26 protein-coding genes are annotated in these 22,220 nt (G+C 68.9%); 9 read left to right on the plus strand and 17 right to left on the minus strand.

The features are described from left to right. Window positions 1-30: 30 nt before the first annotated feature. Both KB221_10715 and KB221_10720 read right to left on the minus strand, forming a co-directional pair. Entirely contained in the window at window positions 31-816 is a 786-nt protein-coding gene (locus tag KB221_10715; protein ID WIY70912.1) for a hypothetical protein, read from the minus strand. Between the two features lie 2 nt (window positions 817-818). Next, window positions 819-1,583, minus strand: a complete 765-nt coding sequence (locus KB221_10720) for a class II aldolase/adducin family protein (protein WIY68561.1) — start codon at window positions 1,581-1,583, stop codon at window positions 819-821. Between the two features lie 143 nt (window positions 1,584-1,726). On the opposite strand from KB221_10720, the gene KB221_10725 reads away from it, so the two are divergent. From KB221_10725 to KB221_10735, 3 genes are all read left to right on the plus strand, one after another. Continuing rightward, window positions 1,727-2,869 carry a DUF2336 domain-containing protein gene (locus tag KB221_10725; GenBank protein WIY68562.1) on the plus strand — a complete coding sequence of 381 codons (1,143 nt, stop codon included), beginning with the start codon at window positions 1,727-1,729 and terminating at the stop codon, window positions 2,867-2,869. A gap of 34 nt (window positions 2,870-2,903) precedes the next feature. After that, complete coding sequence (locus KB221_10730) at window positions 2,904-3,683, plus strand: NAD kinase (GenBank protein WIY70913.1); 780 nt, start codon at window positions 2,904-2,906, stop codon at window positions 3,681-3,683. Between the two features lie 67 nt (window positions 3,684-3,750). Next, on the plus strand, window positions 3,751-4,227 hold the full coding sequence (locus KB221_10735; protein WIY68563.1) for an Hpt domain-containing protein: 477 nt from the start codon (window positions 3,751-3,753) through the stop codon (window positions 4,225-4,227). A 56-nt stretch (window positions 4,228-4,283) separates the two neighbouring features. Here KB221_10735 and KB221_10740 read toward each other — a convergent pair whose 3' ends face one another. Next, window positions 4,284-5,426: a DUF2336 domain-containing protein gene (locus KB221_10740; protein ID WIY68564.1), complete on the minus strand. Its 1,143-nt coding sequence runs from the start codon at window positions 5,424-5,426 to the stop codon at window positions 4,284-4,286. A 75-nt stretch (window positions 5,427-5,501) separates the two neighbouring features. Next, a complete protein-coding gene (locus KB221_10745; GenBank protein ID WIY68565.1) occupies window positions 5,502-6,299 on the minus strand; it encodes a transglycosylase SLT domain-containing protein in 798 nt (265 codons plus the stop codon). A gap of 195 nt (window positions 6,300-6,494) precedes the next feature. Here KB221_10745 and KB221_10750 point away from each other — a divergent pair, with 195 nt between their 5' ends. Continuing rightward, entirely contained in the window at window positions 6,495-7,223 is a 729-nt protein-coding gene (locus tag KB221_10750; protein ID WIY68566.1) for a TonB family protein, read from the plus strand. On the opposite strand, the gene KB221_10755 is transcribed toward KB221_10750, so the two are convergent. Together KB221_10755 and KB221_10760 are read right to left on the minus strand one after the other, a co-directional pair. After that, window positions 7,224-8,234: an FAD-dependent oxidoreductase gene (locus KB221_10755; GenBank protein WIY68567.1), complete on the minus strand. Its 1,011-nt coding sequence runs from the start codon at window positions 8,232-8,234 to the stop codon at window positions 7,224-7,226. 39 nt (window positions 8,235-8,273) lie between these two features. Next, entirely contained in the window at window positions 8,274-10,121 is a 1,848-nt protein-coding gene (locus KB221_10760; protein WIY68568.1) for a phosphoenolpyruvate carboxykinase (GTP), read from the minus strand. Window positions 10,122-10,335: 214 nt separating this feature from the next. Here KB221_10760 and KB221_10765 point away from each other — a divergent pair, with 214 nt between their 5' ends. The 3 genes from KB221_10765 to KB221_10775 all read left to right on the plus strand — a co-directional run bounded on the left by KB221_10765 (window position 10,336) and on the right by KB221_10775 (window position 12,342). Continuing rightward, a complete protein-coding gene (locus KB221_10765; GenBank protein ID WIY68569.1) occupies window positions 10,336-10,959 on the plus strand; it encodes a DUF938 domain-containing protein in 624 nt (207 codons plus the stop codon). Between the two features lie 75 nt (window positions 10,960-11,034). Then, entirely contained in the window at window positions 11,035-11,544 is a 510-nt protein-coding gene (locus KB221_10770) for a heme-binding protein (protein ID WIY68570.1), read from the plus strand. 42 nt (window positions 11,545-11,586) lie between these two features. Next, window positions 11,587-12,342 (plus strand): pseudouridine synthase, encoded by a 756-nt coding sequence (locus KB221_10775; protein WIY68571.1) that lies wholly within the window; start codon window positions 11,587-11,589, stop codon window positions 12,340-12,342. 613 nt (window positions 12,343-12,955) lie between these two features. Here KB221_10775 and KB221_10780 read toward each other — a convergent pair. The 10 genes from KB221_10780 to crcB all read right to left on the minus strand — a co-directional run bounded on the left by KB221_10780 (window position 12,956) and on the right by crcB (window position 19,696). Beyond that, window positions 12,956-13,336: a VOC family protein gene (locus KB221_10780; protein WIY68572.1), complete on the minus strand. Its 381-nt coding sequence runs from the start codon at window positions 13,334-13,336 to the stop codon at window positions 12,956-12,958. 232 nt (window positions 13,337-13,568) lie between these two features. After that, window positions 13,569-13,751, minus strand: a complete 183-nt coding sequence (locus tag KB221_10785) for a phosphotyrosine protein phosphatase (GenBank protein ID WIY68573.1) — start codon at window positions 13,749-13,751, stop codon at window positions 13,569-13,571. A 149-nt stretch (window positions 13,752-13,900) separates the two neighbouring features. Then, window positions 13,901-15,433, minus strand: coding sequence for an acyl-CoA carboxylase subunit beta (locus KB221_10790; GenBank protein WIY68574.1), 1,533 nt, complete (start codon window positions 15,431-15,433; stop codon window positions 13,901-13,903). A 68-nt stretch (window positions 15,434-15,501) separates the two neighbouring features. Continuing rightward, window positions 15,502-15,834: a transcriptional regulator gene (locus tag KB221_10795; protein ID WIY68575.1), complete on the minus strand. Its 333-nt coding sequence runs from the start codon at window positions 15,832-15,834 to the stop codon at window positions 15,502-15,504. Beyond that, on the minus strand, window positions 15,831-16,280 hold the full coding sequence (locus KB221_10800; GenBank protein ID WIY68576.1) for a hypothetical protein: 450 nt from the start codon (window positions 16,278-16,280) through the stop codon (window positions 15,831-15,833). Before KB221_10800 ends, KB221_10795 begins: the two co-directional genes overlap by 4 nt. A 20-nt stretch (window positions 16,281-16,300) precedes the next feature. Further along, entirely contained in the window at window positions 16,301-16,750 is a 450-nt protein-coding gene (locus tag KB221_10805; GenBank protein ID WIY68577.1) for a hypothetical protein, read from the minus strand. A 79-nt stretch (window positions 16,751-16,829) separates the two neighbouring features. Beyond that, window positions 16,830-17,591 (minus strand): ATP12 family protein, encoded by a 762-nt coding sequence (locus KB221_10810; protein ID WIY68578.1) that lies wholly within the window; start codon window positions 17,589-17,591, stop codon window positions 16,830-16,832. Between the two features lie 7 nt (window positions 17,592-17,598). Continuing rightward, complete coding sequence (locus tag KB221_10815; GenBank protein WIY68579.1) at window positions 17,599-18,273, minus strand: HAD-IA family hydrolase; 675 nt, start codon at window positions 18,271-18,273, stop codon at window positions 17,599-17,601. Continuing rightward, a complete protein-coding gene (locus KB221_10820) occupies window positions 18,270-19,304 on the minus strand; it encodes an RluA family pseudouridine synthase (GenBank protein WIY68580.1) in 1,035 nt (344 codons plus the stop codon). The genes KB221_10815 and KB221_10820 overlap by 4 nt, the downstream gene beginning before the upstream one ends. After that, window positions 19,301-19,696: a fluoride efflux transporter CrcB gene (gene crcB, locus KB221_10825; GenBank protein ID WIY68581.1), complete on the minus strand. Its 396-nt coding sequence runs from the start codon at window positions 19,694-19,696 to the stop codon at window positions 19,301-19,303. Before crcB ends, KB221_10820 begins: the two co-directional genes overlap by 4 nt. 47 nt (window positions 19,697-19,743) lie before the next feature. Between crcB and KB221_10830 the strand changes: the two genes are divergently transcribed. Both KB221_10830 and KB221_10835 read left to right on the plus strand, forming a co-directional pair. Further along, a complete protein-coding gene (locus KB221_10830; protein WIY68582.1) occupies window positions 19,744-20,184 on the plus strand; it encodes a DUF2214 family protein in 441 nt (146 codons plus the stop codon). Between the two features lie 144 nt (window positions 20,185-20,328). After that, on the plus strand, window positions 20,329-21,552 hold the full coding sequence (locus KB221_10835; GenBank protein WIY68583.1) for a hypothetical protein: 1,224 nt from the start codon (window positions 20,329-20,331) through the stop codon (window positions 21,550-21,552). Between the two features lie 100 nt (window positions 21,553-21,652). Here KB221_10835 and KB221_10840 read toward each other — a convergent pair whose 3' ends face one another. After that, window positions 21,653-22,174, minus strand: coding sequence for a hypothetical protein (locus KB221_10840; protein WIY68584.1), 522 nt, complete (start codon window positions 22,172-22,174; stop codon window positions 21,653-21,655). Window positions 22,175-22,220: the final 46 nt, after the last annotated feature.

Below are 22,220 nucleotides of genomic sequence, written 5' to 3' on the forward strand. Positions count from 1 at the left end.
GTCGCCGAAATGCGCGCTCCAATGTCGCGCTCAGAACCGCCTCCAGACGGCGATCACCGGACCGCCGCTCTCTGGCGTCTCGCGACCCGCAACGGCCCGACGCCAGCCGGCCTGCAGGCTCCAGTCGCCGAAGTCCCGAACGACGGACGCCTCAACGGACAACCACCGCGGTCCGCCCTCGTCAGCCCGCCCGCCGAACGCCTGGGCCAGAACCATCCAGTCCTCATTGAGGTGCGCCCCCACCGTCGCGTCAATGCGGGTCTCGTCCGGCAGGCCGTCGCGCATCCGCCGCGCCGCCTGCAGGTCGATGAATGAACCGCTGGGACCCCACCGCCCCGATCCACCGGACGAGGGGCCGCCGAACGACCGTCCGACCGAGGCCCGCACCTCCCAGTCGCTGTCGCCGACGCCGGGTGCCGCATAGCCGGCGTTGCGTCCCTCGCCGCCGTCGGCATAGCCGGCATAGAGGCTGGCCGCCGCACGGTCGTCACGCCACACCTGCCAGGTCACGCCGATCTCGACCGGTCCCCGGCCCTCGTATTCGACAAAGGCGTCCTCTCCGGACTGCCAGTCGCCCTTGAACTGGACCGTCAGCCGGTCGGTGACGCCATACTCTGCGAACACCCCGGCGACGATGTCGAGGCGTTCGCCCGGCAGGTCGGCGAGCACGCCATCAGGGCCGAAACCTCGGTCGGCCCTCATGTCCTCGTATTTGACGATCCATTGACCCTGGCCCTTCGGCTGGGTCCAGGGGCCGGCGACTGCGGGACCAGCGACCGCCGCAAAGGCCATCGCGGCCAGAAGTCGGCCGACCAGTCTCACACGTCGTAGCCCGGCGATTTCCGGTCCAGCATCCGCAGCGCACCCGGCCAGGCCAGGGCGGAGACGAAGCCGATGCCCCGGCCCTGTTCCCTGGTTTCCGCCTGGGCGGCGTCCGGCGCGAACAGCACATGCTCACGCCCTCCCGACAGGGCCGCGATCTGCTGGGCGCAGGCGCGCTCGAGGAAGAACATTCCGATCCAGGCCTGGGCCGCCGTCTGTCCAACCGCCAGTGTGCCGTGGTTGCGCAGCAGCATCAGCGGCTTGTCGCCCAGATCAGCCACCAGCCGCTCGCGTTCCTCGTGGTTCAGCGCCAGCCCTTCATAGCCGTGATAGGCGACCTGATGCTGGAGCAGACAGGCGTTCTGACCAATAGGCAGCAGGCCTTCGGTCTGCGCCGCCACGCCGACACCCGCGACCGTATGCAGGTGGATGACATAGTGGGCGTCCTCGCGCGCGCCGTGGATCGCCGAATGGATGGTGAAGCCAGCGGGATTGATGAAGCTGGTGGTGTCCTGGACGATGTTTCCGTCCAGATCGACCTTCACCAGGCAGGAGGCCGTCATTTCCTCGAAATAGTAGCCATACGGGTTGATGAGGAAATGATGCTCCGGCCCCGGCACGCGCGCCGAAATATGGGTGAAGATCATGTCGTCCCACCCGTGCAGCGCGACAAGACGGTAGAGGGCCGCCAGTTCGACCCGCGCGTTCCATTCCCCCTCGGACACCCTGGACTTCAGGGAAACAGCGGCACCATCGGCCATGGGCTTGATCCTCGTTCTACTTGGCCGCGCACGCTCGCGCCGTGTGGAGCCGCCGTCAAGATTCAGCTTCCGTTAACCGCGTCTTAGTGGGGGCGGCCTAGCTTCGATCAAGCTGCCCCTTCATCGGTGCGCCGGAGACGCCTGTGGTTCTCGTCCAACTCGTGCCCGCCAGTCCCACCGCAGGTGCCACGCCGCGGCCCAGCGAGCTGTTGGCCCTGGCGCACAACCCCAGCACCGAGGCCCGCCAGCGCCTGTTGCTGGGCGTGGTGGCCCTGTGTGACGCCTGTCCGCCGTCCGGAGAGGTCTCTCCCGTCCTCGGCGAAATATTCCTGACCCTCGCCCGCCAGGCAGAGCGTGAGGTGCGAAAGGCCCTTTCAGAGAAGCTGGCCCACGCCGAATGGGCGCCTGCCGCCCTGGTGAACGTCCTTGCGCTGGACGAGATCGAAATCGCGCGACCCATCCTCGAGTCCAGCCCCATCCTCCAGGATGAAGACCTGCTGCGGGTGCTGATCGAGGCGTCGCTGGAACATCAGATCGCCGTCGCGCGCCGTCCGCACATCAGCGGACGCGTGGCGGACGCCGTGATCGACCAGGCCGAGCCCGCGGTGCTCATGGCGCTGACCACCAACCGCACCGCCGAGATCAGCGCCGAGGGCGTCAGGCGGCTGGTCGAGCATTCCCGTCGCATTGCCGCCCTGAGAGGCCCCCTCATCCGGCACCCGCTGCTGACCGAGGCCCTGGCGGAGCAGCTCTATCAGTGGGTCGGCACCGCCCTTCGCCAGTCAATCGCCGCCCGCTTCAACGTCGATGAGGCCGCATTGGGCGCGGCGATTCATGACGCAGTCAAAGGTGCCATGCGTCCCGCCGGTCCCGAGCTGGAGCCGGTGGATCAGGGCGACCGCGATGAGATGGAACGGCGACTGATCGACAAATTGCAGGCCGCGGGCCAGTTGCGTGCGGGCCTGCTGATCCGCGCTGTGCGCGAAAAGCGGCTCAGCCTGTTCACCCATGGCCTGTCGGCGCTGGGCGGATTCGCCGCGTGCCAGGTCCGCGCGGCCATGACGGCTCCAACGCCCGAGGCGCTCTATTACGCCTGCGCCGCCGTCGGTATTGATCGCGCCGTCTTCCCCACGCTGCTGACCGAACTCCGCAAACTCAACGAATCTCTCCCCGGCGACCAGGGGGAGCCGGTGTGGCTGCGGGGTGCCCTTTCGCAGGGCTCGGCAGCCCGGGCTTTCAAGGTCCTGATCGGGGCCGATCGGGACGAACTGAAAGCCGCCGTTTGACTTCGCCCTCGGGCTCGGCTTGCGTGCGACGGTGATCGATCCAGCGCCGCCCCCCCTCCGCATCGCCTTCGCCGCCTCCGACCGGCCCGAGGCGCAGTCGGCGCGTGAACGGCTGACGGCGCGATACGGTTCGGTCGAACCTGCCGACGCACAGGTCATTGTCGCGCTCGGCGGCGACGGTTTCATGCTCGAGACGCTCCACACGGTCATGGACCAGCGAACGCCCGTCTTCGGGATGAACCGCGGCTCGGTTGGCTTCCTGATGAATGATTTCGAGGAGGATGGACTGCTGGAACGGCTCGCAGGCGCGGGTCGCGCGGTGATCCATCCCCTGCAGATGGACGCCTGGACCGAGGCCGGTCAGGCGCACAGCGGCCTGGCCATCAACGAGGTCTCCCTGCTGCGCCAGACGCGCCAGAGCGCCAAGCTGCGGATTACCGTCGACGGCCGCGTCCGGCTGGAGGAACTGTCCTGCGACGGCTGTATGCTGGCGACAGCCGCCGGCTCGACTGCCTATAACCTCTCGGCGCACGGCCCGATCATTCCACTCGATTCCCGCGTGCTGGCGCTCACGCCCATCAGTGCCTTCCGGCCGCGGCGCTGGCGCGGCGCCCTCCTGCCGCACCAGTCCAAGGTGTGTTTCGAAGTGCTGGAGCCCGACAAGCGGCCCGTCAGCGCGACCGCTGACGATCTGGAGATCCGGCGTGTCGCGCGGGTCGAAGTCAAGGAACGCCGGGACATCGCCCTGACGATGCTGTTCGACGCCGGCCGGTCCTTTGAAGAACGGGTCCTCGCGGAGCAATTCGCATCCTGACGAGCGTGCACCGCTTTTTAATGACGTGAGTGCGAGGGTCGCCGCAGTCCGTTCTCAGGAGTCAGCCGTGAGCAACCCGGCCCAGGTCATTCGCCCGCCAAACACCCTTCGCATGAAGGTCGGCGGAGGCTTCGGCGGCATCGACGCCAACGCCATCGCCAAGGCCGAGCAGGCCTTGCAGGCGATGTCGTCGCAGTTCGGACAATGGCTGCAGGACGAGATCGTCAAACTGGACAAGGCCCAGGCCGACATCCGCGAGTCGGGTTACAGTGCCGAGACAGCGGAGGCCCTCTATTTCCGGGCCCATGACCTGAAAGGGCTTGGTACGACCTACCAGTATCCGCTGGTGACGCGCCTCGCCGGCTCGCTTTGCAAGCTGCTGGATGATCCCGCCAAACGTACTGCCGCGCCGGTCGTGCTGCTGGACGCCCACATTGACGCCATCAAGGCCGTCGTTCGGGACGAGATCCAGACCGACGATCATCCGGTCGGCAAGATCCTCGCCGAGACGCTGGAAGCGCGGGTCGCAGACCACCGCCGCTGAACCGCTTCCGGACCTGCCACCGACGCTGACGCCCGCCTTCGGCGGGCGTTTTGCGTTCAGGCGGCGACGCTGACCTCGGCCTTGGCCGGCAGCGGATCATGGTCCAGCCGTTCCATCAGATAAGCCAGGTCCTCACGCGGTGCGTTCGGGCGCTGCGTCAGGAAACGCTCCAGCATCTGCTGGCGGAAGGAATCCCCTGCGGTATCCGCCCCCTCAGCCTGCAGCGTGCGCCAGGTGTCCACCCCGGCGCGATAGGCCTGGAAAAGCCGCGGCGGCAGGCCCGCCCGGTCGTAGATGGCCTTGAGGCCCAGCGGCCCAGCGTCGTGGATCATCAGCCAGGCGCGCGCGTGCGGCGTCCCGGCCAGTTCCGCGATGCCGTGCTCGAACAGGGCCATCTGACCCCTGGCAAGGGCGCGAAGCAGGAGGGAGGCCGTCAGCACCCGGCGGGCGTTGAGCTTGGCGACAAACTGCGGCAGGTCGGCATGATTGGACGCCTGGTCGACCAGGTCGACGGTCGCGCGTTCACGGGCGAAGGCGGCCAGACGGATCGCGGTCTCGGGGGCGACGGCGTGCCGGGTGACCAGATGCTCCCGCACGGCTTCGGAGGCCAGCTCAACCAGCCGCTCCGTCACCGACAGCGGCAGGACCTGGCGGTAGGCAAGGGCGGCGACGATCTCGGGAGAGGTCCCGAAACGGTCAATACAACGGCCCAGCGCAGCCTCGGCCACGTCAGCATTGTCGTTGGCCGCGAGGGTGCGCACGGCCTGTTCGCAGCCCACTTCAGCCAGCGCCGTCGCCACGTCGCGGCCGACACCGGGACGGCCGGCCACCGCGACCTGACGCAGGGGCGATCCGGCCTGGACGATCTCGATCAGATCCTCGTCGGTAAAGGCCGGAGAGAAGTTGATGATCGGCAGGGCCACGCTGTCGACGTCCGCCGCCAGCTTTCTGGCGACATCCCGCGGAATAAGGTCGGACGACTTGAGGGTCACGGCCATCGCCCGTCGCACCAGCTCAGCCGCGTCCTGGGCCAGCATGCGCAGGATCTTTTGCGCCGCCTCACGATCGTCGTCGTGCAGTTCCGCCTTCTCCATGCTGCGGCACAGCTTGTGAGCTGCGGCGGCTCGCTCGTCTTCGTCCGTCGCCTTGATCAGGCGGCGGATGTCGATCTCGGTCAGGCGGGCGCGGTAAGCGGTCATGGGCGGGTCCAGGCTTTGCCGGTCAGCATCGGCCCGCCATCCTTAACGGGCGGTTCACCATCGCCGGATTCGGGCTCAGATGCTCTTGGCGGGTTCCGGTGCAAACGCGCCTCCAAAGCCGCCGCCCTTGCTCTCGCCGTCCTGCCCCATCAGCAGGGCCAGAAGGCTCTGGTCCTGCTTGAGGCGATCCAGCCGCGCCGCGAGCATACGATCGCGCTCGCTCAGGTCAGGGGCATCCGGCAAGGCACCGGCGGCCGATGCGGGAGCACCGTCTCCGGCGCTACGCTGCAGATTGGCATGAACCTCGGCCACGGTGGCCGGCCGGCCGTCGCGATAGAAGATCGATCGATTGGCCGCGGCAGCCTGCGGGAACAGGGCGACAGCGCTGGCCCCCGGCCGTCGCTCCATCGCATCCATGAGCTGGGCCGCGCCCGCGGGGCCGAGGAAATGGGCGGCATAAAGATCACCCGCGCCGGGCTCGCGTCCGGATCGGCCCCGCAGATAGGCCGCATTCGAAGCCGTCAGCTCCGCCGCCATGGTCGAGGCCGCCTGCGGATCGAACCGCAGATCCAGCACGACGTTGCGTGCCGAGCCCTCGACCCGCCAGCGCCCGTCCCCGCCGCGATAAATCAGATCCGCGTACTGGCCGTAGCCATGCTTGGCGCCGTGCGCCTTCACCGTGCCGAGCCAGGTCTGTTCGATGAACTGGAAAAGGCCCGCCGCCGATGACGTAGGAGCCCGGGCCGACGGGTTCATCGCGCTTTCGCGACGCGCCGTCCGGACCAGGAAATCGGCGTCCACGCCGGTCGCGTTCGAGGCGCGCCGAATGGCTGCCTCAACCCCGCCAGCGGATGGAATCGCTCCGATGTTCATGAGTCATGAGGCTGGGGGTTTGTGGTTAATCAAATCCTAACAGCGATCTTCCGGTCCACAGACTCTTAACCTTCGGACGGCCGCCCGCTCGGTGGCGCTTTCAAGGCAAGGCTCGCCCCAAACTTGCCGCGAGGGCGGCGCTCAACTTCACCGTGGGACGCTGTGGGGACGGCGATAGACAGGGATGAGACGGCCATGATGATCAAGACAGCAGGCGGCCCCGGACTGGTGAGCCCCATCGACTTCCACGAGCGCAAGACACCCCGATTCTCGAAAGCGACCTGGGTCGCGGTCGGCATCGTGGTCACGGCCCACGTCGGTCTCGGCGCGGCGATGTACTATCAGCGGTTCGAGATGCCCCAGATCGTCTCTCCGGACCTGCCGGACCCGATCGAGGTGACATTCGAGCGCCTGCCCAAGCCCCTGCCCCAACCCAAGCCGGTGGATCCGGCACCGCCCAATACCCGGGTCAACGAGCCCACGACCCCGGCGCGAGATGTCGAGACCATTGTCGTGACCCAGGGCGAGACGGTGGCCGACAGCACCAGCATCACCACCGCGACGACCTCACCCGAACCGGTCAACGACGCCGCACCGGTCGAAACTGTGCAGCCGCAACCCCCGGCCATCATCCGCAATCCCAGCTGGTCTCGTCAGCCCTCGGCCGACCAGATGACGCGGGCCTATCCCGACCGGGCGATCGCTGCGAACGTCGCCGGCTCGGCGTCGCTGAACTGTCTGGTCCTGCCATCCGGGGCGGTGACGGACTGCAATGTCCTGCGGGAGACCCCGGGCGGTTACGGCTTCGGCCGTGCGGCCCAGGGTCTGTCGCGCCACTTCCGGGTCAATCCGCGGACCGTCAACGGCGCGGCCGAAGGATCGCGGGTGAACATCAACCTGCGCTTCACGCCGCCGGCAGACTGATCAGGCGAACCTGAGCGGATCGAGGGCGGCGGCGTCCGCCATGGGCGGCCTGCCCTCGATTCCATCCGCCGTGATCGCGGCCACAAGCGGCCCCATCAGCCAGCCGTTCCGGCGCGGCGCCAGGGCCAGGTGCAATCCGGGCTCGCCCGACGATCCCGCCAACGGCAAGCCGTCGGCGGTCGCGCCCCGGATGCCCACGCGGGTCGGGCCGGCTTCGGCCGTCGCATTCAGCAGCGCCAGACCGGCCGCGACCTGACGCCTTGCTTCCTCGGGATCCGGCTCCAGATCACGGCGGCCGGGTTCCATGGTCGCGCCGATCACGACGCCGGCTTCGCAGGGCGCGGCATAGACGCCGGCGCCCCTGACCACGCGGGGCGAGGTCGGGGTGGCGACGAAGGTCAACTGACCGCGGATCGGCGTAATCGCCCCGACAATCGCGGCGGTGGTCTCCGGCAGGCCAGCGACCGGCTCACCGGCACCGGTGGCCAGAACCACCGTGGGGCTGAACCAGACACGGCCGTCGTTCGCTTCAACGCGCCAGCGGCGGGCATCGCCGGTCAGGCGCATGACCTGCCCGCGCACCATGGTGACACCAAAGGTCCGCGCCAGCGCCTTCAGGGCCGGCGCGACCTCCATGCGCCAGTCGTCGGCGGTCGTGAGGCCGGTGGGCGTGAGGCGTGCTTCAAAACCCAGTTCGACCAGGCGGGCCAGGATGGCCTCCGGGTCCGGCCCGCGCCAGTCCGCGCCTTCGCGCAGCAGCGTCAGCCCATGGGTCTCGGCGAAGGCGGGCCAGACGTCGCGCGCGCGCTTCAACAGGGCGGCGCGGTCGGCGGTCACCTCTTCCGGCAGGCTTTCCAGCGCGGGGGCGATCATGCCGGCGGCGATGGAGGAGGCGTTCGGACCACCGGGGTCGATCACGGTCACGGCGTGGCCGCGCGCGGCCAGTTCGGCTGCGGTGCAGAGGCCGAGCACGCCGGCGCCGATGACGATCACATCAGGAGAGGAAGCCACGGGCGATCTGATCGACCGCCCGCAGCCTGAATGCAAGCGCTACTCGGCCGCGATGGCCGCGGCGCGGTTCGCGTCGATGCGGGTCGTCAGGGCCGCGTGCTGGTTCCAGAGGGCTGCCGGCAGGCGATCGCCGAACTGGGCGTAGAACTCGGGGATCAGTGACGCTTCCTCGGCCCAGACCTCGGCGTCGACATCCAGCAGGGTCGACAGGTCCGCGTCCGACAGGCTGAGGCCCGACAGGTCGAGCGCTTCACGGGTCGGCACGCGGCCGACCGGGGTGTCGACGGCCTCCGCCGTGCCGTCGAGACGTTCGGCGATCCACTTCAGCACGCGGGCATTGTCGCCGAAGCCGGGCCAGACGAACTGGCCGTCCTCGTTCTTGCGGAACCAGTTGACGAAGTAGAGGCGCGGCAGCTTGGCCGCCTCGGTGCGTCCGCCCATCGACAGCCAGTGGGCGAAATAGTCGCCCATGTTGTAGCCGCAGAAGGGCAGCATGGCGAAGGGATCGCGGCGCAGGGTCCCGATGGCGTTCTCGGCGGCGGCGGTGCCTTCCGAGGCGACCGACGAACCCATGAACACGCCGTGCTCCCAGTCGAAGGCCTCGGTGACCAGCGGCACAGCCGAGGCGCGGCGGCCGCCGAACAGGATGGCGTCGATCGGCACGCCCTTGGGGTCTTCCCACTCGGGCGCGATAGTCGGGCACTGCGAGGCCGGGGCGGCGAAGCGGGCGTTGGCGTGGGCGGCAGGCTCACCTGAGGCCGGGTCGTGAGGCACGCCCTTCCAGTTGGTCATGCCTTCGGGGGCGACCTTCGACAGGCCTTCCCACCAGACATCGTTGTCGGCGGTCAGGGCCGTGTTGGTGAAGACGGTGTTGGAACCCATCGTCGCCAGGGCGTTGCCGTTGGTGTTGCGGCTGGTGCCCGGTGCGACGCCGAAGAAGCCGGCTTCCGGGTTCACGGCGTACAGGCGGCCGTCGTCGCCGAAGCGCATCCAGGCGATGTCGTCGCCGATCGTCTCGGCCTTCCAGCCGGGGATGGTCGGCTGGAGCATGGCGAGGTTGGTCTTGCCGCAGGCCGAGGGGAAGGCGGCGGCGACGTATTTGGCGCGGCCAGCCGGATCGGTCAGCTTGAGGATCAGCATGTGCTCGGCCAGCCAGCCCTCGTCGCGGGCCATGACCGAGGCGATGCGCAGGGCGTAGCATTTCTTGCCCAGAAGGGCGTTGCCGCCATAGCCCGAGCCGTAGGACCAGATCTCGCGGGTCTCGGGATAGTGGACGATCCACTTGTCCTCATTGCAGGGCCACGGCACGTCCGCCTGCCCTTCGGCCAGCGGCGCGCCGAGCGTGTGGACGGCCGGCACGAAGACGCCGTCCTCGCCCATCAGATCCAGCACCGGCTGGCCCATGCGGGTCATGATGCCCATCGAGATGGCGACATAGCCGCTGTCGGTGATCTCGACGCCGAGGGCGCTGAGCTCCGAACCCAGCGGGCCCATGGAGAAGGGCACCACATACATGGTGCGGCCGGCCATACAGCCGTCGAACAGGCCGTTCAGACGGGCGCGCATCTCGACCGGATCGGCCCAGTTGTTGGTCGGGCCGGCGTCGACCTTGTCGGCCGAGCAGATGAAGGTGCGGCTCTCGACACGGGCCACGTCCTTCGGGTCCGAGGCGGCGTAGTAGCAGCCCGGGCGCTTGGTCTGGTCCAGTTCGCGCAGCGTGCCCTTGCCGATCAGATCGGCGACGATGGCGGCCTTCTCGGCCTCCGACCCGTCGCACCAGTGGACCCGCGCCGGTTTGGTGAGCGCAGCGATCTGCTCGACCCAGGCGACGAGGCCGGCGTGTTTGGTGGGAGCCGGGTAAAGGCCCTGGATGGCGGATGCGGTCACGATCACTCTCCTGAACGTCGCCCGGCGATCTGCGCCGCCGTGGCTCTCCCTTGCGCGGATCATCACGCAATGTTTCAGCGGGAATGACACCGATGCGGACGCGGCGTCAACCGATGCACGTTTCAACCTCTCGCGAGCGGGACGCCCGGCGAGGGCTGCATAATTCCGGTCGCGGACAGGCGCGGCGCGGGGTATCCGGGCAGGCATGCAGACCATGGACCCCCTCACCGCCACGCCCCGGGGCGCCCTCGCCTCGCCCGCCGTGGCGCGGAATACGGGGCCGATCCTGGAGGTGCTCAAGGCGCACATGCCGGCCCGTGGGCGGGTGCTGGAGATCGCCGCGGGGTCTGGCGAGCACGCCGTGGCCTTCGCGAGTGCCCTGCCCTATCTCGACTGGACGCCCAGCGATCCATCGGCGGAAGCGCGGGCCAGCATAGCCGCATGGGCCGAAGCGGCCGGCCTGCCGAACCTGCGGCCGCCCCTTGAGCTGGACGTGCTGGATTCGGCGACCTGGCCGGAGGGGTCGCTGCAGGCGGTGGTCTGCATCAACATGATTCACATCAGCCCCTGGGCGGCGACCGAGGCGCTGATGGCGCTGGCCGGGACCCGGCTGGCGACCGGGGGGCTGCTGGTCCTGTACGGGCCGTACCGCGAGGCCGAGGTTCCGCTGTCGGCTTCAAACGCGGCGTTCGACGAGAGCCTCAAGGCGCGTGATCCGGTCTGGGGACTGAGGGACCGGGACGCGGTGGCGGCGGTGGCGAAAGCCGGGGGGCTGGCACTCACCCGGCGAATCGAGATGCCGGCGAACAACCTCATCCTGCTGTTCCGGCGAGTCTGACCCGCCCTTGCGCTTCCCTCGGGGATGTGGCGGCATCGGCCCCGAGCCTGGCCGAACCTGATCGAAAGCACTGACATGAAACGTCTCCTTCCTGCTGTGGCCGTTCTGGCCCTCGCGGCTCCGGCGTGGGGGCAGACGCCGCCGACACCGGCACCGGCTGCTGCGCCGGCTCCGCCCCTGTCCTATGGCGCGCCGATCGGGCTGGAGACGGCGCAGGCGCTGGTCGACCGGGCTGTCGAGGCCGGCCGCGCCCGCGGCTTCCGTCTGGCCATCGCCGTGGTCGAGCCGTCGGGCGAGCTGGTCGCCTTCGGACGGATGGACGATGTCCAGTACGGGTCGATCAATGTCGCCCAGGCCAAGGCCCGGTCCGCGGCCCGGTTCCGCGCCTCTTCCGCCTCGGCGGAGGAGCGTCTGGCCGCCGGGCGCATGGCCCTGCTGGCCATCGACGGGATCGTGCCGGTCGCGGGCGGCGTGCCCATTGTGGTCGATGGCCGGGTGGTCGGGGCCATCGGCGTGTCCGGCGCATCGTCAGCGCAGGACGATGAGGTGGCGCGAGCCGCCATCGCCGCCGTCCTCGGCGGCTGATCGGCGGCTGGACCCGGCTTCGCCCGGCGGCTACGGACCCGCATGGCGTTTTCCAAGACCTATGACGGCGACGAGCCGGTCCGGATCAACAAATGGCTGGGCCAGAGCGGCGTCTGCTCGCGGCGCGAGGCGGATGCGCTGATCGCCGACGGCCTGGTCTCGGTCGACGGCGAGGTCGTGGCCGATGCGGGCCGCAAGCTGGAGCCGGGCCAGACCCTGACCCTGAGCGACCGGGCCACCGCCCAACTGGCCGAGGGCGTGACCATCGTGATGCACAAGCCGATGGGCTATGTCTCGGGCCAGCCGGAGCCGAACAAACTGCCCGCGGTCCGGCTGGTCACCGACAACAACCGCGTCGGCGAAGGCGTCACCCCCGCAGACGAGGTCTCCCTGCCCCCGATCGGGCGGCTGGACGAGGATTCCCGTGGCCTGCTGCTGCTGTCATCGGACGGGGTGGTGGCCAAGGCGGTGATCGGACCGGAGTCCGATCTGGACAAGGAATACCTCGTCCGGGTGACGGGCGACATCACCGAGAAGAAGCTGAAGATCCTGCGGCACGGCCTGATGCTGGACGGCCGTCAGCTGAAGCCGGCCTATGTCAGCCGGATGGAGTCCTTCCGACTGAAATTCATCCTGCGCGAGGGCCGCAACCGCCAGATCCGGCGGATGTGCGAGATGGTCGACCTCGAGGTCGTGGATTTGATCCGTGTACGGATCGGCCCGCTGAAACTGGACAATCTGCCCGAGGGCAAATGGCGGATGCTGACCCCGGACGAGCGGGCGGCGCTGGTCGGCTGAAGGGTCGAAAGGGTACGGTTTCGCGCGGAAAATTGCGGGCCGGATTTCAGGAAGCCGGCCCTTGTGGCCCGAAGGGTGCGCGCCGGGTCCTGGGCGGACGCGGCGGTGATGTGAAAGGCTGTCAAAGACCGGCCCGGCGGGCATTTGACCAGTATGCACGCGCCTGCGTCAGATACGGTCGCAGGGGCCGGCGGGCCGTCGTCCAGAGGGTCGGGACGGCACCTTCGCGGCTCGCGAGGGGCGAGATTATACGGGGCGGGAAGACACTGTTTGGGGGGTATCCGGACCCTTCTCCCCGTGAGGAGGGTGCCCCCTTGTCATCCCCGACGGAGCGAAGCGGAGATCGGGGACGGACCAGCCCCCTTTTCAGCCACGCCCGGACAGCCCGCAGGGCTGAGCCGGGCGAAGGGCGGCCTTCGAACGGTCTGTGTGAGCGGGCACCGCCGTAGTGACGTCTACCCGTCTCCCGGCTCAGCCCTGCGGGCTGTCCGGGAGGAGTCAGGGGGTGTGGGAGCATGCCGTCCCGGCTCTTCGCTTCGCTGCGGCCGGGATGACAAGATGGGTCATGAGGTGAACACTGGATCGGCTCCGGGGCGAGCGAAGATCCTGCCCCTCAGACCGATGTCAGGCTGAGGGCATTGCCGTCGGGGTCGTTGAAGAAGGCGACCTTCGCCTTGCCGTCCGGCGCGGTCCAGATGCCCAGTTCGTCCTGACCCAGTCCCGGGTAGATCGTCATGGTCACGCCGCGCGCGACGAGCCGCCGGATCGTGCCCTCGATATCGTCGACCATCCAGCCCAGGACCGGATGCCCCTGGGCGACGTGGTTGTCGATCCTGGTGATCCTCAGGGTGGTGCCGTTCAGGTCGAAGACGTTGGCGAACCCGTCGTCACCGACGAATTTGAACCCCAGCGTCTCGCCATAGAAGGCCTTGGCCGTCTCCGGGTCGCGCGTGTTGATGAAGGTGATCACCCCGGCCGAAGCCCCGATGGCCATGTCCACTCTCCCGCCTCTGTCCGGAGGCGAGGATGGCCCGGGCGGGGTCGCGGGTCAAAGCCCCCTTGCTTTCGTCATCCTCCGGCGAGCGCAGCGAGACCGGGGGACCCAGCGGCGCCGAAGGCGAACGTTCCAGCCGCACGGGTTGGACAGATGTGTCCGCGACAGGGTCGCGCTCACGCGCGCCGCTGGGTTCCGGGTCTTCGCTACGCTTCGCCCGGAATGACGAAAGCTATTTGAGGTAAGCCCCCACCTTCTTCTCCAGCAGGGCCACCAGCTCGGGCTGCATGAAGGCGTAGTCGTCGGGGATATCCAGACAGATCACCCGCGCCCGCTTCAGCTGGGCCCTGAAGCGGCGCTGGAGCCTGGCGCGGTGGGCGCGCTCCATAACGAAGATGATGTCGGCCCATTCCACCAGTTCGGCGGAGCATGGCTCCTCCGCATCGGGTGCCAGGCCGGCGGAGGCGGTCTCGACGCCGGGCCAGGACGCGAAGATCTGCTCGGCCGTGGGTGAGCGGAGGCGGTTGCGGGAGCAGAGGAAGAGGAGGTTGGTCAGGCGCGCTCCTAAAGCGGAATATTATCGTGCTTCTTCCACGGATTTTCCTGCGACTTGTTCTTCAGCGTCCGTAGCGCCTTGATCAGCCGGCGCCGGGTCCCGTGCGGCATGATCACGTCGTCGATATAGCCGAGGCCTGCCGCGACGAAGGGGTTGGCGAACTTCTCCTTGTACTCGGCTTCACGGGCCGCCAGCGCCGCCGGGTCGCCGGCCTCCTTGCGGAAGATGATCTCGACCGCGCCCTTGGCGCCCATGACGGCGATCTCGGCCGAGGGCCAGGCGTAGTTGACGTCGCCGCGCAGGTGTTTGGAGCTCATCACGTCATAGGCGCCGCCATAGGCCTTGCGGGTGATGACGGTCAGCTTGGGCACGGTGGCCTCGGCATAGGCGAACAGCAGTTTGGCGCCGTGTTTGATCAGGCCGCCGTATTCCTGGCGCGTGCCGGGCATGAAGCCGGGCACGTCGACGAAGGTCACCAGCGGGATGTCGAAGGCGTCGCAGAAGCGCACGAACCGCGCGGCCTTGCGGCTGCTGTCGATGTCGAGAACGCCCGCCAGCACCTGGGGCTGGTTGGCGACGACGCCGACGGTCTGGCCGTCGAGGCGACCGAAGCCGGTGACGATGTTCTTCGCAAAGTCCGGGCCGATCTCGAAGAATTCGGCCTCGTCGACCGTCTTCAGGATCAGCTCCTTGATGTCATAGGGCTGGTTCGGATTGGCCGGGACCAGGGTGTCGAGGCTGGCCTCGTCGCGCTCCGGGTCGTCGTAGGAGTCGCGGACGGGGGGCTTTTCGCGGTTCGAGAGGGGCAGGAAGCCGATCAGACGGCGGACCTCGCTGAGGGCCTCCAGATCGTTCTCGAAGGCGCCGTCGGCGACGCCGGACTTCTGCGAATGCACACGCGCGCCGCCGAGGTCCTCGTGGGTGACGAGCTCATTGGTGACCGTCTTCACCACGTCGGGGCCGGTCACATACATGTAGCTCGTGTCCTTCACCATGAAGATGAAGTCCGTGATGGCCGGGGAATAGACGTCGCCACCGGCGCAGGGGCCCATGATGACGCTGATCTGGGGGATGACGCCCGAGGCCAGGGTGTTCTGCAGGAAGATGTCGGCATAGCCCGCCAGGGCCTCGACCCCCTCCTGGATGCGGGCACCGCCGGCGTCGAACAGGCCGATGATCGGGGCACCGTTGGTCAGGGCCATGGTCTGGATCTTGACGATCTTGGCCGCATGGGCGCCCGAAAGGGAGCCGCCGAAGACCGTGAAATCCTTGGAGAAGACATAGACCAGACGGCCACCGATGGTGCCGCGGCCGGTGACCACGCCGTCGCCGGGGATGCGCTGGGCCTCCATGCCGAACTGGGTCGAGCGGTGCTCGACGAACATGTCGGTCTCCTCGAAGGAGCCTTCGTCCAGCAGGACGTCGATCCGCTCGCGCGCGGTCAGCTTGCCCTTGGCGTGCTGGCTGGCGATCCGCTTTTCGCCGCCGCCGAGCTTGGCGCCGGCGCGGCGGGCTTCGAGCTGTTCGAGGATGGTGTTCATGCGGCGTCTCCTTGAGCGGGAGGCTTAAGGAGGGCCGGCGGCGGAGGCAAGCGCCCCCTCCACCCTTCCTAGCCCGAGAACCCCTGCCCCAGCGCCGGAGGAGCCGTCATCGCCGCCAGCCGCTGAAGCTCGGCGACATGGGCGGCGAAGGCCTTGCGGCCGGCGGGGGTCAGGCTGATCCAGGTGCGCTGGCGGCCGTTCTCGGCGGCCTTGGTGAGGGCGACATGGCCTGCCTCCTCCAGCTGTTTCAGGTGTTTGGAGAGGACAGAGTCCGAGACCTTGATGGCGTCGCGCAGCATGGCGAACTCGGCGCTGTCCACGCTGGAAAGGATGGCGCAGATCTGCAGCCGCCCGGGGGCGTGGATGACAGGGTCGAACACGGGCACAGGCCGGGCGCTCATTGACCGCCCCCGGCCAGCTCCCTGCGATAGACGTGCGCCCACCAGCGGCCGAAGACGATCACGATGACGAAGGCCAGTGCGCCGCCCAGGAACGGTGCCCACCAGGGTCCGTCGAACAGCCGGGTCCAGCCCGACAGGCCGAGACAGCCGAAGAACGGCGGCAACATGCCGTAGGCGATCCAGCGGGCCCGCTTCGGCGCATAGGCACTGACCCACCAGCCGAAACGATCGCGCCACCATTTCATCATCCAAAACAGGCCGGCGAGCGTGCCCAGCAGGACGAGGGCGATCGAAATCTGTGGCAGGCCCTGGGCCGTGACCATGGCCGCGACGAGGAGGCCGAAGACGATGTCCCAGGCGGGGGGATAGTCCATGCTGCGCCCAACCCCGGCGCGGGCTTCATGGATTGAGGCCAGGGCCTCGCGGGGATCGATATCATCAGCCATGTCTGATCTCGCTTTCCGGCTCATACCGCCGACCGCGACAGATCGCGGCGGTAGGCGCGCATCCACAGGCGCGAGGCGACCATGGCGACGACCGCGGCGATCCCGCCCGTCACCAGCGGACCCCACCAGAGGTCAGCCACGCGGGTCAGATAGAGGCTGCCGAGCATCAGGCTGATCAGGAGGGCGCCGAGGCCGACGGCGACCCAGCGGGCGCTCTTCGGCGAGAAGCCGTCGACCCAGAAGCCCGTCTTCGCCTTCCACCAGCGGATCATCAGCGCCAGGCCGCCCAGGGCGATCGGCACCGTGAGGACCGCATACGGCTGGGGCAGCCCCTGTCCGGCGACCAGTAGGCCGCAGGCGAGACCATAGAGGAGATCGTAGGACCAGTGGATCTGCAGGCGGTCATTCAGCGCGCCGCGGGCGGTCTCGATCGACGCGAGCGCCTCGGCGGGAGTGGGGTCGTTGCCCATGGCGGATATCTCACTTTCTGGATTGGAAAGTGAGCTTCACTTTCCACTTCGTCAAGTGATTATTTTCCGGATTGGAAAGTCAGCCCAGCGCGCGGAACCAGCGGTCCAGCATGACGGCTTCGGCGCGGCGGGCGGCGGTGCGTTCGGCGGCCTCGGCGTCGACGCCCCACTGGCGTTCCTGGAAGGCCTCGTCGAGGCGGCTGAGCTCGAAGGCGGCCTCGCCGGCCAGAACGCCGCGCTGGAGCGCCATAGCCAGCACGGCCGAGCCCAGCAGCGGCGTGGCCAAGGCCAGTCCGGTCAAGGCGAAGTCGTCGAGGCGCAGGGCCAGTTCGGCGACGCGGGCGATCGCGGCGGGGTCCTGCGGCCGATGGACGATGCCCTCGGCGGGCTCCAGCACCACGCCCAGTTCCAGCGCCGCCCAGTCACGCCAGGGCGTCCATTCGCGGGCCTGTTCGACGGCCAGGGAGGTCGGATGCTCCGCGAGGTAGCAGAGCAGGTCCGAGCCGGCGAAGGCGGCGATCTCTTCGGCCACGGCCTCGCGGACCTGCGAGACCCGGTCGATGGCGGTCGAGGCCAGACGGGTGGCGGGCATGGTCGCGGGATCGATGAACTCGCCCTGGGCGGCCCATTCGTCCGCCGCCAGCCGCGCGGCGGCCTCGGTGGGCAGGCGCAGCGGGGCGTGGGCCGGCGTCTTCGGCGTGCGCCCGTCCAGCGTAACGGCCCAGCCACCCTCCCCTTCAAGCACGTCGACCGCCTTCCAGAAGCGCTTCAGTCGCTCCTCGGACTCGCGGAAACCCTTGCGGGCGGCGACGTTGGGGTCCAGCGGCGGGATGTGGGGCATGTCGGTCTCAGGCGGCGCGGGTCAGGTCGGCGAAGCCGTCCAGCACCACGGTCAGTTCGGCGAAGGATCGGGCGACGTGGCGGGCCCCGGCGGCCTGCTGTTCCTCGACCGTATGGAAGCCCCAGGCCACGCCCAGCGGCAGGACGCCGGCATTGATCGCCATCTCGATGTCATGGGCGGTGTCGCCGATCATGATCGTCGTGGCCGGACAGGCGTCGCAGGCGGCCATGGCGGCGTGGAGCATGGCCGGGTCCGGCTTGCCGGGGCCGTCCTCGGCGCAGTGGGAGGAGATGAACAGGTCGGCCCAGCCCTCACGGGCCAGATTGCGGGCCACGCCGCGGCGGTTCTGGCCCGTCGCCAGCGCCAGCCGCCAGCCGTCCCGGTGCAGCCGACGCACGGTCTCCATGGCCCCCGGATAGAGGGGCTCCTCGTGCCCCTCCTGGTACATGCGGTTGAAGCTGGCGCGGAAGCCGGCGACGAACCGGGCCAGGGTCGGCGCATCGAGCCCCGGCTCCAGCACCGCCATGGCGTGCTCGAGCGACAGGCCGACGATCTGGCGCACCCGGTCGTACTCAGGCTCGGGCAGGCCGATGTCCCGCGCGGCCTCGCAGGCGGCGCGATGGATCGAGGCGCGGCTGTCGACGAGGGTTCCGTCGATGTCGAAGACGGCGAGGGGTCTCATCGCTGGCGGCGGACCCCTTCGAACGGATCACTCTCGTTCCCTTCGGCTTCCTCGAAGCCGAAATGGATGAAGCCGGCGCGCATTTCGGGGCTCAGGGGGGCCTCGACCTTCAGCATGCCGCCGCGCGGGTGCTCCAGCTCGATACTGCGGGCGTGGAGTTGCAGCTTCAGCGGGCCCGACAGCTCTTTCGACTTCTCATCCCCGTATTTGGGATCGCCGAGGATCGGATGGCCGATGCCCGCCATATGGGCGCGCAGCTGGTGGGTCCGGCCAGTGAAGGGGCGCAGGGCCATCCACGAGGCGCGGTGGGCGGCGCGGCTGATGGTGGCGAAGGCGGTCTCGGCCGGTTCGGCGCGCGGATCCTTGCGGTCGGCCGGGCGCATCATCTCGAAATCGTTGATGCCGGTCTTCTTCAGCGGCATGTCGATCTGGCCGGCGGCGGGCTTGGGGTTGCCGATGACGATGGCCCAGTAGGTCTTCTTGGCCTGACGCCGGGCGAAGGCCCCGGCCAGGCGCTTGGCCGCCTCGGGCCCCTTGCCGAGCAACAGGACACCGGAGGTGTCGCGGTCGAGGCGGTGCACCAGACGCGGGCGGTCCATCCCCTCTCCCCAGGCCGACAGCAGGCGGTCGACGTGCCGGCTGGTCTTGGTGCCGCCCTGGACGGCGAGGCCGTGGGGCTTGTTGATGGCGATGACCATGTCGTCCTCGTAGAGCACGAGGGATTTCGCGAATTTGATGTCCTGGGCGCTGAGGGTGTGGACGTCGCCGGCCTGACGCGAGGTGTCGTCGGGGATCGGCGGGACGCGCACGGCGGCACCGGCGGTCAGGCGGCCTTCGGGCTTGATCCGGGCGCCGTCGACGCGGATCTGGCCGCTGCGGGCCATCTTCTGCACCTGGATGTTGGACAGGTGCGGCCAGCGCCGACGGAACCAGCGGTCCAGCCGGATGCCGTCCTCGGCCTCCGCGACATAGATGGTCAGCACCTCGCGCTTGGGAGCGGGTTCGGCTTCCTGGATGGGTTCGTCAGTCAAAGGGCGGCTCCGAAGGCGCGGCGGGCGACCATCAGGCCGATAAACAGGGCGGCGATCGACAGGATCACCGAGGCGGCGACGTAACCGCCCGCCATGGCCAATTGACGGCGCTCGATCATCAGCGCCGCCTCCAGCGAAAAGGCCGAGAAGGTGGTGAAGCCGCCCAGCACGCCGACGGCGGCGAACAGGCGCAGGCTCTCGCTGTAAGCCCCGCCCCGGAAGGCCAGCCAGCCGGCCAGCAGCCCCATCAGCAGGCCGCCGGCAACATTGACCGTCAGCGTGGCCCACGGCCACTGCGCAGCCGGAAACAATCGCGTGGTCCAGACGCCGACCCCGTAGCGGGCGACAGCGCCGAGGGCGCCCCCGGCTGCAACGATGAGAAAACGTGTCATGGTGCGGGGCTTATACTCGACCCGGCGTCAAAGCGAAGGAGTCTGACGTGCTCGATCTTGGACTGGCCATTGCCCATCACATCGCGGCCTTCGGGCTTGTCGCCCTGCTGGCGATGGAAGGATTGGCCCTGAAGGACGGCGTGGTGGATCCGGTCCGGCTGGCGAAGATTGACGGAGTCTACGGCCTGGTCGCGGGTCTCGTCATCGCCATCGGCGTCTGCCGGGTGATCTGGGGGGGCAAGGGCTGGGCCTACTACGCCGAAAACCCGTTCTTCTGGAGCAAGGTGGGCCTGTTCCTGGCCATCGGCCTGCTGTCCATCGGGCCGACCCTGCTGATCCTTCGCTGGCGCAAGGCCGCGGCAGGCGCGGCCCCGTTCACGCCGCCTGCCGTCGAGCTGAAGCGGGCGCGCCAGTGGGTCGGACTTGAGGCCTTGCTGCTGCTTCCGCTGCTGGCGTGCGCGGCCGCCATGGCGCGATATCCGTTCTGACCGAAACTTCACTTGCCGCGAGGCAGGGTTAACGCCGATATCTAGCGACATGGCGCGGCTTCGCGCCAAGGGAGAACGCCGTCCGCCCGGCGGCGCGATCTGCCATACTGACGGGCTGACGACTCAAGGGACCGCCGAAGCGCCATGTCGCACGACGATCACAGCCACGGACACGATGCCCACGGGCATGACAGCCACGGGGCGCCGCATGACGGCGGCCACGGTGGCCATGGCGCGGACGCCCGGCTGCAGGCTGCGCCGAATCCGCCGCCGCGCGGAGCCCAGGACAGCCCGAACCGGGCCGTTCCGCCGGCGACGCCGAGCCACGGCCGCGAAGCCCTGCGCGGCGGTGACGGCATCCTGCGCCCCATCTCCGAGAGCGAATATTTCTCCGCCACGCCCGAGGCCGAGGCGATCGTCGGCTCGCATATCGACGAATATTTCAACCAGCCGCTCGACATCTTCCCCTTCTGGGAGACCGACGGAAAACCGGACCGCTTCCACGTGCTGTTCAGCCGTCAGATCGAGGAGCGGTTCCCGGTCGACACCGACATCCGCAGCCGCATCCACGGCTACGGCCGGCGGGTGTTCAAGGCGCTGGTGACCCATGTCACGGTCAAGCGGCTGAGCCAGGCCGGCGCGCTGGTCGCCTTCGCCGCCCTCGCCATTCTCGGCCCGGGCTGGTTCACAAGCTGGACCGGGTCCGCGGCGATGGGTCTGGGTCTGGCCGCCGGTGCCATGATCGCCGCCTTCGGCCTCTACTGGGGTCTGCAGGCGGTGCTGTTCATCCAGTACCGGTTCCAGCTCGAGAACGACTCCTATGAGCTGTCACGGGAGATCGTGCAGCGGACCCGCGAGCTGCAGAACCTGTTCACCAGCGCCCGCGCCATGGCCGACCAGGCCGAAACCCAGTTCGCCAACGACGGCAAGGCCTGGGGCCAGCGCGCCCTGTATCTGACGCGGCTGACCATGTGGCTGGGCGCGCGGATGGAATACCTCGAAAAGCACGTCCAGATGGAGCTGTGGCGCGTGCGCCGCGAGCGCTACTGGATGCGCTGGGCCCAGCGGATCATGACGCCGCTGGTGCTGATCGTCGGGCTCACGGTGCTGGCGCTCGAGCCCGCGCCGGCCACCGGCGAAGTCGGCTTCCGCGCCCTGCAGGGGCTGGCGGCCGTGCTCGGCCTGCTGGTCAGCTGGTTGTCCTATTTCCGCTGGCGCACGCCGACGGCGGCGATCCAGGACAAGCTGGGCGTCGACGGCTGGGTCCGCTACGCCTCGCTGGACGTCGACAACGCCGTCGCCGACCAGGTCCGACGCGACAAGGAGCGGCTGGTCGAATACCGGGCCCTGACGCGCGGCGGCCGCTGAGAAGAAGTGATTGGTGGTTGGTGATGGGTGGCTGGCCGCCGCCTGTGCGGTGGCGCAGGCGGCGCCGCCCCTCCGCCGACAGAAGCGCCGAAATCACCAATCACCAACCACCAATCACCCCTACGGCCGCAGCCCGTCCTGAACGCTCCGGGCGTCGTAGGCGTTCGGGCGGTCCGGTTTCGACCCGTTCCCCATCACCACCTCGAGCGTGGTCGAGGTCGGCGACGGGCCGCTGAAATTCAGGCCCACCCCGACGCCGACGCCCGAGGTTGAGTAGCTGCCGTAGCGTCCCGATCCGCGACCGGCGCCGTAGCTGACCCCGAGGCTGGGTCGCATACCGCCGGCGCTGTCCAGCGCGGCCGTCGGTCCAGCGCTGGGTCACTTCAAACCAGTCATAGCCCTCGGCGGTGGTCAGCTCGGCCGCGCGCAGCAGGGCCATGTCCATCACCGGCCCGGGCGCACCGACACCGTTGTAGGTGACGCGGAAGCGGTTGGATTCAATCCGCTGCTCGGCATAGCCCTGCCCGCCCGGCCCCATCTGCGCACCATAGGGGGCGAGGCTGGCGCAGGCTGACAGCGCAAGACCGGCAGCGGCGATCAGGGGAAGGGTCAGGCGGCTCATGGCGGGTCTCCGGGCGTCCATGGGAGAAGCGTCGGGACAGGGGCGC

Origin of the sequence: Aquidulcibacter paucihalophilus, assembly GCA_030285985.1 — a bacterium.
In the GTDB taxonomy this organism is placed as follows: domain Bacteria; phylum Pseudomonadota; class Alphaproteobacteria; order Caulobacterales; family Caulobacteraceae; genus Brevundimonas.

Bases quoted from the DNA above. Each gene is read 5' to 3' on its own strand.
- KB221_10720 (WIY68561.1), bottom strand. From the start codon at position 1,583: ATGGCCGATGGTGCCGCTGTTTCCCTGAAGTCCAGGGTGTCCGAGGGG.
- KB221_10740 (WIY68564.1), bottom strand. From the start codon at position 5,426: ATGACCGCTTACCGCGCCCGCCTGACCGAGATCGACATCCGCCGCCTG.
- KB221_10745 (WIY68565.1), bottom strand. From the start codon at position 6,299: ATGAACATCGGAGCGATTCCATCCGCTGGCGGGGTTGAGGCAGCCATT.
- KB221_10750 (WIY68566.1), top strand. From the start codon at position 6,495: ATGATGATCAAGACAGCAGGCGGCCCCGGACTGGTGAGCCCCATCGAC.
- KB221_10765 (WIY68569.1), top strand. From the start codon at position 10,336: ATGGACCCCCTCACCGCCACGCCCCGGGGCGCCCTCGCCTCGCCCGCC.
- KB221_10770 (WIY68570.1), top strand. From the start codon at position 11,035: ATGAAACGTCTCCTTCCTGCTGTGGCCGTTCTGGCCCTCGCGGCTCCG.
- KB221_10775 (WIY68571.1), top strand. From the start codon at position 11,587: ATGGCGTTTTCCAAGACCTATGACGGCGACGAGCCGGTCCGGATCAAC.
- KB221_10780 (WIY68572.1), bottom strand. From the start codon at position 13,336: ATGGCCATCGGGGCTTCGGCCGGGGTGATCACCTTCATCAACACGCGC.
- KB221_10790 (WIY68574.1), bottom strand. From the start codon at position 15,433: ATGAACACCATCCTCGAACAGCTCGAAGCCCGCCGCGCCGGCGCCAAG.
- KB221_10795 (WIY68575.1), bottom strand. From the start codon at position 15,834: ATGAGCGCCCGGCCTGTGCCCGTGTTCGACCCTGTCATCCACGCCCCC.
- KB221_10800 (WIY68576.1), bottom strand. From the start codon at position 16,280: ATGGCTGATGATATCGATCCCCGCGAGGCCCTGGCCTCAATCCATGAA.
- KB221_10805 (WIY68577.1), bottom strand. From the start codon at position 16,750: ATGGGCAACGACCCCACTCCCGCCGAGGCGCTCGCGTCGATCGAGACC.
- KB221_10810 (WIY68578.1), bottom strand. From the start codon at position 17,591: ATGCCCCACATCCCGCCGCTGGACCCCAACGTCGCCGCCCGCAAGGGT.
- KB221_10815 (WIY68579.1), bottom strand. From the start codon at position 18,273: ATGAGACCCCTCGCCGTCTTCGACATCGACGGAACCCTCGTCGACAGC.
- crcB (WIY68581.1), bottom strand. From the start codon at position 19,696: ATGACACGTTTTCTCATCGTTGCAGCCGGGGGCGCCCTCGGCGCTGTC.
- KB221_10835 (WIY68583.1), top strand. From the start codon at position 20,329: ATGTCGCACGACGATCACAGCCACGGACACGATGCCCACGGGCATGAC.
- KB221_10840 (WIY68584.1), bottom strand. From the start codon at position 22,174: ATGAGCCGCCTGACCCTTCCCCTGATCGCCGCTGCCGGTCTTGCGCTG.